A 12,553-nucleotide genomic window follows, 5' to 3' on the forward strand; every position below is an offset into this window, starting at 1 on the left:
AAGAACCGCAAGATACGCTGGGATTGTCATCCCAGCCTACGTAAGCCACTACAGGCCATTCCCACGCGGTGCGCTGTACCCGTGCTCGCGAAACAACGTTTGCCCCTGTGCGCTTTGTAAAAAGCTCACAAAGTCACGCCCCAACTGCGGCTGTTGCGCGTCGGCCAGCACCGCGGCATAGAAAACCAGCGGCTGCACATGCAGGCTCTTGCCGTTGTCCAGCGTGATGGAAGCGTGCTCGTACCAGGACTTCTGCAGGTCTGGATTGCCGAGATTGATTTCATCCGGCAAGGCGATGGTGGGCAGATGATGCGATTGCGCGGCGCTGAGATAGCCGATGGCCGCATCGATCTGACCGGCTTCCAGCCTCGACATCAGCGAAGGCTCGGTAAAGATCTGCGAGGGATTCTGCAGCGTGCCGACAACGTTCTTCAGCAGATCGGGCTGGTGGTAGTAATCCGCGGCAAGTCGCAAGCTCAGTAGTGCGTTCGCGCCTTGAGGATCGATGACCGGGTCGGTACGGCCCAAATGTAGGCCTGGCTCGCTCAGCACCTCATACCATTTCTTTTCGCCCCGCGAAGCGGCGGCAAAGTCGGCGACAAATCGGCTGTGCGGGCTATAGATCACGACCATCTGCGTGCTGGCGACAGGAACGGCGCTGGCGACCAAACCCGCCTGCTTGAGCACCTGCATGGGGCCTGGCGTGATAGTGACGAATACGTCCGCTTGCAGCTGGTGCGCGGCGAGCAGGCGCGCCAGGGCATAGGAACCTTGGCCGATGCCCTGGTACGTAGCGTGGTGGGCTTTGGCGAAGGCCGGGCCGGCGGCATTGTCCATCACCACGCCCATGGAGCCGGCATAGGCGATGCGGACGACAGGTGAGGTTTGCGCCAAAACGCTTGCACAGATCAGGCTGCACAACAGGAAAACCATCAAATGACGGAATTTTACGTCCAAGTAGCAGCGTAAGGCATTCATGCAGCATCTCCGGCCGAGGGCTTGTGCAAGCGTTTGCGTGCACTATCGCGTACATCCACATCAAACACGATCTGCAAGGTTTCGCCGCTCGGCGTGGAAAGCGAGAATTGCAAACCGTCGCGCGTCGGAAGCCGTTCGCTGAGCGCGCGAACATCCGCTTCCGGCAAGCTGATATGCCATACCGTGCTCTCTCGTCGCCAGTCGATGCGTGAGGACAAGCTCACTTGCTGAATTTCCACATGCCCATCGGGCAGGCTGGTGCGATTGTCGGCCGAGCCACCATCCAGCAACCGTGCCAGCTCGTCTTCGTCGATGCGTAGCCTGAGGCTCTGGCCTTCCAGTTGCACTCTCATGCGTTCACCTCCCGCCAGGTTTGTTCCGTATTGCAGTCGATCAACTGCGTGGCCTCTTCGGCAGACAGGTCGATCTCATGGATGCCGACGTGTTCCTGCAAGGATCGCAGTGAACGGGCATGTTTGTCGCTGGATGCCAGCAGCGCGTTGAGCAGATCGCGGCAACAAACGTCCAGGCGCAGGCGCATCGGCAGTACGTGGCCGGCAAAGCGTACGCAGCCGGCAGTGGATTGGGCCTCGCCCAGGCGGCGCAGCAGCGCAGGCTGCAATCGAGGCATGTCCACCGGGACGATCAACAGCTCACCATCGACGCAAGCGGCAGCGACGCCGGCGATGCCGCCGACCGGGCCTGCTTGCGGTACGGCATCGACTACGCCGTGGTAGTCGGGGCGATCGCCGCTTATTTTCACTTCGCGCACGCCGGCGGCTTCCAGCACGGCCATCTGATGCTCGAGCAGGGGCTTCCCTTGCCAGCGCAGCAATGCCTTGTCTCGCCCCATGCGCGTGGAAAGGCCGCCGGCCAGCACCACGCCGATCAAGGGTGCGGGATCAGTGCTCGTGCCCGTGGGCATGCGCTTTTGTGCCATGAGGCGCCGCACGTTCGGCTTCGCGGTGCTCCTCGCACAGGGAGCAGCCTTCGCTCCATGCACTGTCGCCATCCACGTAGTGCTCCTGTTTCCAGATCGGCGCTTCGTGTTTGACGGCTTCGATCGCCAAGCGGCAGGCGCGGAAGGCTTCGTCGCGGTGGGGTGTGCCGACAGCGACAATGACGGCTATTTCGCCCAGGCTCAGATCGCCTTTGGCGTGCGCGATGTACAGTTTCATGGGTGCGCCGATTTCCCTGCGCGCGCGCTCGCCGATTGCTTCGAAGGTACGCAGTGCCAAGGGTTCAAACAAGTCGTAGCTGATGCCGGTGACGAGGCGGCCGAGATTGTGCTCGCGGACCTTGCCGATAAACATGTCGATGCCGCCGAAACGCGGATCGGATACGAAGTCGAGCGCCGCGACGGGATCCAGTTGCGTTTCGCGGATATCGACGACAGCAGTGTAAATATCGCTCATGGCAATCACTTGGGTCTCAGCCGCCGCTTACCGGCGGCAGGATCGCAAGCTGTCCATTTTCCGGCAGCGTACGATGGTTGTGCAGGATTTCGTCGTCGCTTGCAAAGGCCGAGCGCTGCACCAGTCCAGCGCTGATATGCGGCGCATGGGTGCGCAAATGATCGCGCAGCAATTCGCGCAACTCGGCAATGGTGCAATGTTCGGGTACTTGCAGTTCGATGTAGCCGTTGGCGTCGGCATCGCGCAAAGCGCCGAACAAGCGAATGCGAACCTTCATAAGCCGCTCTCGCTAGGCAAGGAAAATTCCAGGTGGCCGCTGCCGTAGACCTCGACCAGCGCACCGGCGGGAAGGTCATCGACATCGGCTGGCACGACCGCCCACGCGTTGGCATCGGCCAGCGGGCGGATGCGGTAAGACTCCTGGCCTTCAAGCACTTCTACCGCCAGCCGGCCTTGCCCATCCATATTGAGGCGGCTCTTGAGATGAAAGCGCAGGCGGGGCTTCTTGCTGTAGGGCTTGCTCAGCGGCACGCGCCGCGGCTTTTCCTGTGCCAAGCCCAACATGACGCGCAGTGCCGGTTCCACGAAGAAACGCAGGCCCACGGCGACGGCGATCGGATTGCCCGGCAAGCCGAACAGCAGCACGCCGCCCGGCAAGCGTCCGAACAGCAGTGGTTTGCCGGGCCGTATCGCTACCCGGTGGAACAGGGTTTGCGCGCCCAGCGATTCCAAGGCTTGCGGCACGAAGTCGTAGCGCCCCATGGAGACGGCGCCGCTGGTCACGACAATGTTTGCGCCGGCCTGCATGGCGCGGCGCATGGCCGACCCGAAAGCATCGGCGTTGTCACCGACAGTTTCCACGTGCACCACTTCGGCACCTGCCAGCGGCAGACCTGCGGCCAGGTAGGGGCCATTGGAATTACGGATTTGCCCCGGCTCCAACGCCCGCTCGGGATCATCGACCAGCTCGCGACCCGTGCTGATCACCGCTACTCGCGGCCTTGCGGCCACCGAGACCTTCGCGACGCCCAGCGCTGCCAGCAGCATCACATGCCGGGGTTCGAGCACGGTGCCCGCATCCAGCACGTTTTGGCCGCGCGCCACATCCGAGCCAGCGGTGCGCACGTTCTGGCCAGGGCTTACCTCCGCCAGCAAGCGGACACGCGATGCTGCCAGGCGTTCGGTCTGTTCGACCGCAATCACGCGGTCGAGGCCGTCGGGAATGCGCGCGCCGGTCATGATTTCCCATGCGCCGTTGCCAGCCTGTGCCATGCCGTCGCCGGCGGCCTGCTCGCCTTCGACGAGCAACTCGGTGCCGGCCGGCACGACCGAATCGCCGCGCAAGGCAAAACCATCCATGGCGGAATTGTCGAAGGGCGGCAGGTCGACGGCGCTGGTCACAGGCGCGACGAGCACGCGCCCCAGGCATGCGCTGACCGGGCAATCTTCCGCATCCGGCTTGGCGCTGGCGCCGAGCACGATGCGCAAGGCTTCCTCATAGGCGAGCGCGTCCTGGCTCATGCATGCCCTCCACCGGCAGCCATGCTCACGGCATGCGCGAGGATCGGCGCCAGGATATCCATGCCCTGGGCTACGGCCTTGGCGCTGCCGGGCAGGGCGATCACCAGCGTGTTGCCGATCAGCACCGCCTGCGCGCGGCTCAGCCACGCCATGGGCGTATGCTGGCTGCTTTCGCTGCGGATCAGTTCGCCGATGCCGTCGACGTGGCGATCGGCGACCATGGCCAATGCTTCGGGAGTGCGGTCGCGCGGCCCAAGGCCGGTGCCACCGGTGCAGAGAATCAGCTTCACACCGCTGCCCGATAATTCGCGCAGGCGTGCGGCCAGCACTTCGGGTTCGTCCGGATGGAGTTCGACGTCACCCACCTCGGTGCCCAGTTCGCGCAGCCGTTCCACCAGCACAGGGCCGGAAGCATCGGCGTATTCGCCGCGGCTGGCGCGATCGCTCAGCGTGATCACCGCGGCATTTACGCCGTCGAGCTGTGCCACGCCGCGCGGCTTGTAGTGCATCCGTTCCGCATCGCTCATGCCTTCCGGATGCAGCCACAGGCCTTTCTTGCCACCTTCCTTGAACAGCAGGCGAACGCTGCCGATGGAAAGAGCCGGTTCCACGGGTTTGGTCAGATCGTAGAGCGTAAGTAGCGCGGCGCTGGCGCCGGCCAGGGCTTCCATCTCCACGCCGGTACGCGCGTAGGTGGCCACTTCGCAATACACGCGAATGGCGTGACGCTCGCTTACCGGTTCGCAGCGTACGTCGATGTATTCCAGTGGCAGCGGATGGCACAAGGGCATCAGTTGCGAGGCATTTTTCGCGCCCTGCAGGCCGGCGATTTCCGCCATCACCAGCGCATCGCCCTTGGGCAGGCGGCGCTCGACGATTTGCGCGAAGGCCGCCGCGCCCGCACTCAATTCACCGACGGCTACCGCGCGGCGCGCGGTGCTGCGCTTGCGGCGCACGTCAGCCATCTGGAAATGGGCGCCGCGTTCCTCGCGCTCATGCATGAATCAGCCTCCGGTGGATGCAAGATGGGGAGTGATGCCGGTGCGGCCTTCGTGCAGGAAGTGGCCTTGCTCCTTGCGGCCGATCTGGCCGCCGATGGCGCGTACCAAGTCTTCCAGTTGTTCGTCCGACTGCAGCAGCGGGCGCAACGGGATGCCGAATTCGCCGAACAGACACAGGCGCAAGTCGCCAGTGGCGGTAACGCGCAGGCGATTGCAGCCGGCGCAGAAGTCCTTGGAATAGGGCGCGATGATGCCGATGCGCCCGGCATAGTCCGGATGGCGATATTCGCGCGCGGGGCCGGCGTCGGCGGCGCGAGGCAGCGCCTGCCAGCCGAGCGTGAGCAGTTCCTGTTCCAGGCTCTCCGCGCGTACATGGCGTTCGCGGAAGAACGGCAGGTTGTCGCCGGTCTGCATCAACTCGATAAAGCGCAAGCCAACGCGCCGGTCGCGCAGGTACTCCAGCCAGGACGGCAGTGCTTTGTCGTTGACGTCGCGCATCAGTACCGCATTGAGCTTTACCGCAGGCAACCCGGCCTCCAGCGCCTTATCCACGCCGTGCAGGATGTCGTCCAGCCGGTCGTGTCCGGTAATGCGTGCAAACAGCGCGCGGTCCAGGCTATCCACGCTGACGTTGATGGCGTTGAGGCCGGCATCCGTCCACTCGTGCAGGCGCTGGCTGAGCAAGGTGCCGTTAGTGGTCATCGCCAGCTTGGTGATCCCCGGTACCGCGGCGGCGGTGCGCAGAATGTCCACCAGATCCTTGCGCACGCTCGGCTCGCCGCCGGTGAGGCGCAACTTGTGCATGCCCAGCTCGGTGAAGCCCCGTAGCAGACGCGTGATTTCCGGCAAGGACAGCGGCGCGGCTGTATTCGCATCGGCGTGGTAGCCGTGCGGCAGGCAATACGTGCAACGGAAATTGCACGCGGGTGTGACCGATAACCGCAAATACGGAAACCGACGGCCGTAACGGTCAGCCAGCGGGGACATGAATCTTTGCTCCTTTCCAAGCCGGGAGGCGAACGCGTTTCCACGCTCACCCTGGTGCTCCCTTGGGGGGATCACGGACGCCAGGCCATGTTCCGGTAAAGGAACCGCAGGCCGGGCGCCTCGGAGTTGTAGGTGGTGCTCAGAGGTAAGTGTAACTATCCACTGGTTGGGGGGATACGTCTATTACGGTTTTGTCTGGGGTGGGGTGAGGATTTGTGCAGCTTGGACGGTGGCTCGGGGCTGCGCGGGCCGGATGCCCCTTTCAGCGCCCCGTTCATCCATGGCGGATATCCCCCGCCACACTCGCCAGCCGATCCCGCTGCGCCAGGATCAACGCCAATTGACTTAGCACCAGCCGTGCAATCTCGTCATTGCCCCCTTCCGGATGCGGCATCGTGCTTTGCTTTGTCTCGTGCTCCGGCGGCAAGGGCGGCGCGTTGGTCAGTAGCGCATCGGCAAGCTGCTCCAGCTGGGTGACTACGAGATTGCCGGCAAGGGTCACGGTATCGCGGTCCTGGGCGCAGCCGATCGCCTGGCGATGTGCGCCCAGCGCGGAAATATGCCCCAGCATCGTATGGGCGATGGTGAGGAAGCGCAGCAGGTCTTCGTTGCCTCGTTGCTGGCGACCCGGCTCTCGCAGCATGTTGGCAAGCATGCCGCTGAGGGCGGCATCGGCATTGTGGGCTTCGCGCCGTGCGATGCGGTAGGGCAGGTCATCGCGCTTGCCGTGCACGTACTGCGCGATGATCTGTTGCAGATAGCGGGCGTCGTTGCGCAGGGTGTTGGACAGCACCTGGTCGAGCTGGCGGCCTTGCCAGTCCGGCAGCACGAGATAGATCGACAATGCCGCAATGGCGGCGCCGATCAGCGTGTCGAGCAGGCGCGGCCACATCACTTCGTAGCCGTTGCCGGTCTGGTTGAAGCACAGCACCACGAAAAGGGTGATCGAGGCGGTGGCGGTGGTGTAGCGCCGCAGCCGCGCAGCAAAAAACAGCACGCCGGACAGCACGACCAGCAACCATTGCCAGGGGGGCGCAGGCAGCAAACGCAGTGTGGCCCAGCCGATCGCCACGCCGATCAGCGTGCCGGACACTCGTTGCAGCATGCGTGCAAGCGTGGCTCCATAGCTCGGCTGGCAGATCAGCAGCGTGGTCAGCAGAATCCAATAGCCGTGCAGGGGATGCGCCAGGCGCAACACGACGAACCCGGCCGTCAGTGCCAGCGACAGCCGGACCGCATGACGGAAGCGCGATGAGAGCGGGGTGAGCTGGATGGTGATGCGCTCCCATGCTTCGCCCAAGGTTTGCGGTCCCGGGTTCTGCAGCACGCCCTCTTCACCGTCGAGAGTCATGGGCTTGTGCTCGTTTTCCAGTAGGGTCTGGATGGCTAAAAGGTTACGCTGCAGTGCGTCCACGGAGCGCAACAGTTGCTCGGACGGCGGCTGCGGAGCGTCGCGAAGAGCCTGGATCGCGCTGCGCAAATCACTTTGCGCGGCGCGCAGGCCGGCGGCAGGCTGGAGCGGAGTGCGTAGACGCAATGCTTCGGCCTGTCCTCGGCATTGGTGCGCCTGCAGGCGCAGGACGTGTTCGCAGCGGAACAGCACATCACTGTGGTAGAACGCCTCAGCCAATGCGGCGTAGGGGTAATGAGCTGAGCTGACTCGCTCATGCATGTCCTGCGCCTTGAAGTACAACTGCAGGCGTGCCGCCGTGGCGCCGCGCGGACGGCGCATGCCGATGCGGTCGATCAGCACGAGACGGGTGTCGTTGAGTGCTTCCACCAGCTGTTCGTTCTGCATCGCCAGGGTAAGCAGCAGCCCATCGCGGTCGATGCCCTGCACCGGCGTGAGCAGCGCGGCTTTGGTTTCCAGGTGGTCACCGAGCGCATCGAATACGCGGGCGAGCGTGTGCCTTACGGCGAGTTGGGGCGAGAGCACGCTCCACAGCAGCGACAGCAAACCGTACCAGGCGGCGCCGGCCAGCAGTTGCAAGGGCTCGGTAAAAAAGCCCGTGGACGGATGCGGATGGTCGGCGCCGATCATCGTGTAGACGGCCAGGATCAGCGTGCCGCCGGCGATGGTGGCGTAGCGCGCGCTGATCGCGCCGAGCATCACCAGTACGAAGCTCATCGCGGCCAACGCCAAGGCGAACGGCAACGGGTAGGGCAGCAGCCCCTCCACCGCAAAGGCCGTGCCTCCAAAGCAGAACAGGGTGGTCAGCAAGGTGACGCAACGGCTGCGCCAGTGGTCTTCGGTTTCAGCCAGTGCGCAGGCGATCACTCCGAGCATGGCCGAGTTCATGGCGGACGCATGGTTGCGCCACAGGCAATACCCAATCACCCCGCCCAGTGCGAGCAGCACGCGCTGGCACTCGGCGAAACGGTCCGAGCCACGCAGGCGGCGCCAGTAGTGGAGCAGGGCGGGGTGGGAAGGCATGGCGACAAGGATACATGCTGCCATGCAGCATTCTACCTTTCCCGGTGAGGTGGGCATACGCTAGATTCAAGCTTCCGCCGCCACCTGCGACCCCGCATGCCATCCATCAGCAGCGCCTCCTCCGAAGCGTTCGAACTACGAGGCGTCAGCAAGCGCTATGGCAACATCGTCGCGCTGGACGAGGTCAGTCTGCGCTTTCCCGCCGGCAGCAATACCGCTTTGATCGGCAGCAGCGGTTCGGGCAAATCGACCTTGCTGCGCGTGTTGCTGGGACTGGAGTGGCCCGATCGCGGCGAAATCCGGGTGGATGGCGCCCTGCTGGAGCAGGCGCAAGTGTTGGCGCTGCGTCGGCGTGTGGGCTATGTAATCCAGGAGGGCGGGCTGTTTCCGCATCTCACCGTGCTCGGCAACCTGGCGCTGTTGCCCCATCACCTGGGCTGGAGCCGGGAGCGTATCCGCCAGCGCGCCGAGGAACTGGCGGCATTGACACATTTGCCGTCGGGTGCGCTGGAGCGCTATCCCGCCGAACTGTCAGGCGGGCAGCGGCAGCGCGTGGCCCTGATGCGTGGATTGATGCTCGACCCCGACGCTTTGCTGCTGGACGAACCGCTGGGCGCACTCGACCCGATCGTGAGGCATGAATTGCAGGACGAATTGAGAGCGATCTTCGATCGGCTCGGCAAGACCGTCATCGTGGTGACGCACGACATGGCGGAGGCGGCTTGGTTCGCTGACCGCCTGGTGCTGATGCGCAACGGCAAGGTCGTGCAGGATGGACGACTGGATGATCTGTGCAAGCGTCCGGCGGATCCGTTCGTGACCCGCTTCGTGGAAGCGCAGCGCACCTTGCGGGGTGTTTCGGCATGAAGCACGCATGGCTTGCGATGACGGCCATGCTGCTGCTCTCCGGTTTGACGCATGCGGCTCCCGTGCGGATCGGCTCCAAGCAGTTCACCGAATCGGTGATTCTCGGCGAAGTGGCGCGTCTGGCGTCGAGGCAAGCCGGTGTTCAAGCCGTGCATCAACGCGAGCTGGGTGGCACTGCCATTCTGTGGAGCGCATTGCAGCACGGCGATATCGACGCTTATCCCGAATACACCGGGACGCTTACGCACGAGCTGCTGAAAAATGTTCCGCCGGATGCGGACATCCCAACGCTGCGCGCCGCGCTCAAGCCGCTTGGGATCGGCATCACCGACTCGCTCGGTTTTGATGACACCTATGCCATTGGCATGCGCGCCGACCGTGCGGCGCGGCTGGGCATCCAGCGCCTGTCCGACCTGGCGGCGCACCCGGAGCTGCGTTTCGGCTTTTCCAATGAATTCATGGCGCGCAGCGACGGCTGGCCGGGTTTGCGCCAGCGTTACGGCTTGCCGCAGGCGCAAGTGCGCGGCCTGGACCACGTGCTTTCCTATCGCGCGTTAGCCAGCGATGCGGTGGATGCGATCGATCTCTACAGCACTGATGCGGAGATTCCGTACTACCACCTGCGTACGCTGGACGACGACCGGCACTATTTTCCGCACTATGAAGCCGTCTATGTGTACCGACTCGACCTGGAGCAGCGGTCGCCGGCCTTCGTCGAAAGCTTGCAAAAACTCAGTGGCCGCATCGACGCAGACGCCATGCGGCAGATGAACGCAATGGTGAAGCTGCATGGCGAAAAGGAAACGGTAGTGGCTGCGGGCTTTCTTGGCGTGCAACCGGATGGCGACGGCAGCGGGATGTGGATGCGTTTGTGGCTGCGAACGGTTGAGCATCTACGCCTGGTGCTGATCTCACTCACCGCCGCCGTGCTGATCGCGATACCGCTGGGCGTATTCGCGGCGCGCGCAAAACGGCTCGGGCACGTAGTCATGGCGCTCAGCGGCGTGCTGCAGACCATCCCGTCGCTGGCCATGTTCGTGTTCATGATTCCCTTGTTCGGCATCGGTACCTGGCCGGCCATTGCCGCGTTGTTTCTGTACAGCCTGTTGCCGATTGTGCGCAATACCTATGCAGGGCTTACCGGCATTCCACCGGATCTGCGCGAATCCGCTGCCGCACTGGGTTTGCCGCGTGGCGTGCGGCTGCGTCGGGTGGAGCTGCCGATGGCCATGCGTGCGATCCTGGCAGGGATCAAGACCGCTGCGGTGATCAATGTCGGCACCGCGACGCTGGGTGCGCTCATCGGTGCGGGAGGATACGGACAACCTATCGTTACCGGCATCCGGCTGGACGACACGGGCCTGATCCTGGAAGGTGCCATTCCCGCCGCGTGCATGGCGCTGGTGGTGCAGGGTTTGTTCGAGGGCGTGGAGCGTTGGCTTACTCCGCGCGGTATGCGGCTTGAGGCAAGGCAGTAGAGCACCAGGGATGCTCTGATCTATTCCACGTACCCATCACCGCACTGTATGCGCGCCTCGCAGCGAGTAGGTTGGGATGCCAATCCCAGCTTTCCACACGGAATCCCGATGCTGGGATTGTCATCCCAGCCTACACGCTTACGTCGCTGCGGGCCTTCTGGACGTCATGCTGGGCACGCGGAATAGATCAGAGATCCCTAGCCTGCCTATCAACGGGAGCGGTGCGTACTCAGCTTCGCCCCGCCTTTGGCTGCGTCCACGCTGCGCTGCACGTCTTCCTGCGAAGCGCGGCCCACAGCTGGCCACATCTGCGGATTCTCGCCACGATGCTTCTTCTGCTCCGGCGAACGCACGGAACTCGCACCAGCGCTCTCCAGCAAGGCGCATGCGTCATCCATCGACATTTCGCCGTGCAATTCGATCACCAGGGTGGAGTGCCCGATCAGGCTGGGGTCGGGCAGCTGCATGGGCGTACGGTCGGAAAAAGTGGCGCGCTTGGGCCTTTCACGCCCGGTCGTCGTATCGATGCGGCCGGTGTGGCTGACCTCAGAAATCACCGTGGTCGGCGCACTGGAACTGGAGGGTGAATTTCCGACGCTTTCATCGCAGCTCAGAACAATTTGTTCACGCGGCAGACCCCGCGACAATAACTTTTCGGCAGCTGCACTGGCTTCGAATTGCGTATCAAAACAGGCGACGACAAGTTCGGCCATGACCGTGCTCCGCTTCTGATCGCTATTGCGTGGAAACTGTAGAACTTCAAACATAACTCGCACGTGAGCGCAGCGAATAAAGCATGCTGTGTCATGTAAAGGCATGTGCACGTTCGACAACTGGATACGTACGAGTCATGTCGCCTATGTCAACTATGCGCGGCACTTGTCGGCAGATGGATTCATGTCGCCGCTCAAATCATTCCTTGTAGTGGCGTTCATATCGCTGACGGTTTTGTCCGCCCGGGCGCAAAACGGAACTGCCAAGGTGTCCAATGCGGTTACCGGTGCAGCCGGTTCGCATACCGCCCAGGACGTCCGTTTCGTAATGGCCGTTTCCGCCGCGAACAAGACCATCGCGAAGTGCTCGCGCTATTCCAAGCCGAATCCACAATGCCTGCGGCACTGGCGGCGTGCTGGTCGGGTCGCCGATGGGCGACGGCGGAGGTTCCGGATCGGTAAGCGGCGGGTGTTCCGGTGTCGGCAGTGGCGGCTCGGGGTCTGGGTCTGGATTTTCGGGTGCAGGAGCCGGCGCCGGTGGATTTGGCTCGGGCACTTCCCCGTAGACTGGCAGCGCCACGTGCGGCCACAAACGAACCAGTACGGGCCGCAAGCGAGCCGCCAGCAAGCGATCGAGTGCTAAGCGCGCCAACGCGTCATTGCGAGCGTTGCGCAAGGAAGGGCGAGGCGCCGTTTCCAAGTCTGCCTTGTCGGCACAGGGCAAGCGTGCTGCATCCAAGCGAAGTTCCGCCTCGCGCTCGGCGGCGGCGAAGACGCCGCGCGTACGAAAGGCGCACGAGGCCGATCGGCTGCAGCGAAAAAGGCGGCGAGGACGAGGAAAGCCGGCTGATCCGAAGTGTCGAATCTGGCCGGCGGGTGCTCGCTTCCCTGCATGTAGTACCCGACGAAGCGGCGTCAAGATGTCAGCCCTGATCGTCCAGCTCCGATGCATTCAACACCGCCGCCATTTCCGCATCGCCATTGATCAGTTCGGTCCACTTCAACTCGATACCCTTACGGTGGGCCTTGCGGGTGATTTTCAGCCCGGCGGCGTCCAGCACCACGGTGTAGGGGTGTCCTTCTACGTCGATTTCGCGCCTCAGGGGTTTATCCAGCGTTGTTGTCATAAGCGATACTCCGGGGTCGACAAAACGAGATC

General features: G+C 63.5%; 13 protein-coding genes and 1 riboswitch. Of the genes, 2 read left to right on the forward strand and 11 right to left on the reverse strand.

Features of this window, described 5'->3' with window-relative positions:
* Positions 1 to 48: 48 nt before the first annotated feature.
* The 9 genes from QQJ96_RS14605 to yccS form a co-directional block, all read right to left on the reverse strand.
* On the reverse strand, positions 49 to 978 hold the full coding sequence (locus QQJ96_RS14605) for an extracellular solute-binding protein (protein WP_284332752.1): 930 nt from the start codon (positions 976 to 978) through the stop codon (positions 49 to 51).
* Positions 975 to 1,331, reverse strand: a complete 357-nt coding sequence (locus tag QQJ96_RS14610) for a hypothetical protein (protein WP_284332753.1) — start codon at positions 1,329 to 1,331, stop codon at positions 975 to 977. Before QQJ96_RS14610 ends, QQJ96_RS14605 begins: the two co-directional genes overlap by 4 nt.
* Entirely contained in the window at positions 1,328 to 1,918 is a 591-nt protein-coding gene (gene mobA, locus QQJ96_RS14615; RefSeq protein WP_284332754.1) for a molybdenum cofactor guanylyltransferase, read from the reverse strand. The genes QQJ96_RS14610 and mobA overlap by 4 nt, the downstream gene beginning before the upstream one ends.
* Entirely contained in the window at positions 1,881 to 2,393 is a 513-nt protein-coding gene (locus QQJ96_RS14620) for a molybdenum cofactor biosynthesis protein MoaE (RefSeq protein ID WP_284332755.1), read from the reverse strand. The genes mobA and QQJ96_RS14620 overlap by 38 nt, the downstream gene beginning before the upstream one ends.
* Before the next feature lie 16 nt (positions 2,394 to 2,409).
* Positions 2,410 to 2,670 carry a MoaD/ThiS family protein gene (locus tag QQJ96_RS14625; protein WP_284332756.1) on the reverse strand — a complete coding sequence of 87 codons (261 nt, stop codon included), beginning with the start codon at positions 2,668 to 2,670 and terminating at the stop codon, positions 2,410 to 2,412.
* The gene (locus QQJ96_RS14630; protein WP_284332757.1) at positions 2,667 to 3,914 is read right to left on the reverse strand and encodes a molybdopterin molybdotransferase MoeA; all 1,248 of its coding nucleotides are present in this window, start codon (positions 3,912 to 3,914) and stop codon (positions 2,667 to 2,669) included. The genes QQJ96_RS14625 and QQJ96_RS14630 overlap by 4 nt, the downstream gene beginning before the upstream one ends.
* Positions 3,911 to 4,915 (reverse strand): bifunctional molybdenum cofactor biosynthesis protein MoaC/MoaB, encoded by a 1,005-nt coding sequence (gene moaCB, locus QQJ96_RS14635; RefSeq protein ID WP_284332758.1) that lies wholly within the window; start codon positions 4,913 to 4,915, stop codon positions 3,911 to 3,913. The genes QQJ96_RS14630 and moaCB overlap by 4 nt, the downstream gene beginning before the upstream one ends.
* Positions 4,916 to 4,918: 3 nt before the next feature.
* A complete protein-coding gene (gene moaA / locus QQJ96_RS14640; protein ID WP_284332759.1) occupies positions 4,919 to 5,902 on the reverse strand; it encodes a GTP 3',8-cyclase MoaA in 984 nt (327 codons plus the stop codon).
* A riboswitch (molybdenum cofactor riboswitch) is annotated at positions 5,898 to 6,040 on the reverse strand. It overlaps the preceding gene by 5 nt.
* A gap of 136 nt (positions 6,041 to 6,176) precedes the next feature.
* Positions 6,177 to 8,360, reverse strand: a complete 2,184-nt coding sequence (gene yccS, locus QQJ96_RS14645) for a YccS family putative transporter (protein WP_284332760.1) — start codon at positions 8,358 to 8,360, stop codon at positions 6,177 to 6,179.
* A 72-nt stretch (positions 8,361 to 8,432) separates the two neighbouring features.
* On the opposite strand from yccS, the gene QQJ96_RS14650 reads away from it, so the two are divergent.
* Both QQJ96_RS14650 and QQJ96_RS14655 read left to right on the forward strand, forming a co-directional pair.
* Entirely contained in the window at positions 8,433 to 9,203 is a 771-nt protein-coding gene (locus QQJ96_RS14650) for an ATP-binding cassette domain-containing protein (RefSeq protein WP_284332761.1), read from the forward strand.
* Positions 9,200 to 10,681, forward strand: a complete 1,482-nt coding sequence (locus QQJ96_RS14655; protein ID WP_284332762.1) for an ABC transporter permease/substrate-binding protein — start codon at positions 9,200 to 9,202, stop codon at positions 10,679 to 10,681. The genes QQJ96_RS14650 and QQJ96_RS14655 overlap by 4 nt, the downstream gene beginning before the upstream one ends.
* A 209-nt stretch (positions 10,682 to 10,890) precedes the next feature.
* On the opposite strand, the gene QQJ96_RS14660 is transcribed toward QQJ96_RS14655, so the two are convergent.
* Together QQJ96_RS14660 and QQJ96_RS14665 are read right to left on the reverse strand one after the other, a co-directional pair.
* Positions 10,891 to 11,394: a hypothetical protein gene (locus QQJ96_RS14660; protein ID WP_284332763.1), complete on the reverse strand. Its 504-nt coding sequence runs from the start codon at positions 11,392 to 11,394 to the stop codon at positions 10,891 to 10,893.
* Between the two features lie 923 nt (positions 11,395 to 12,317).
* Entirely contained in the window at positions 12,318 to 12,521 is a 204-nt protein-coding gene (locus QQJ96_RS14665) for a hypothetical protein (RefSeq protein WP_284332764.1), read from the reverse strand.
* Positions 12,522 to 12,553 lie beyond the last annotated feature (32 nt).

The organism is Dyella flagellata, assembly GCF_030160275.1.
GTDB lineage: Bacteria > Pseudomonadota > Gammaproteobacteria > Xanthomonadales > Rhodanobacteraceae > Dyella_B > Dyella_B flagellata.